A 328-nucleotide genomic window follows, 5' to 3' on the forward strand; every position below is an offset into this window, starting at 1 on the left:
GTGCATGAGCGCAGGCCGGTACAACGCGAATATGTGGAAGTCATCGCGCCGCAACCGCCGCCGGTGCAGGTGATCGAAGTCGAGCCGCCGGTGCGCTATGGCTACATTTGGTCACGCGGCTATTGGCGTTGGGAAGGCGGGCGCTATGTCGCAGTACACGGCCACTGGGAGCCGGTGCGCGAAGGTTATCGCTACGTGCATCCACATTGGGTCCAGCGCAACGACGGCTACCATTGGCAAGGCGGTGGCTGGGTTCGTTGAGCCTTGGTCAGATCGGCTTCGTCGTGCCCAGAAGCCGAACTTCACGCAATAGCGCGGCGCCGAGTTG

Annotated in this window: 1 protein-coding gene; it reads left to right on the forward strand. The window is 62.8% G+C overall.

All coding sequences use genetic code 11. The annotated features are described in order from the left end of the window. On the forward strand, positions 1–261 hold a 261-nt coding region (locus ACW9IR_RS29805), incomplete at its 5' end, for a YXWGXW repeat-containing protein (protein WP_457466191.1). Positions 262–328 lie beyond the last annotated feature (67 nt).

It is taken from the genome of Pseudomonas sp. SDT291_1_S447 (genome assembly GCF_054070155.1).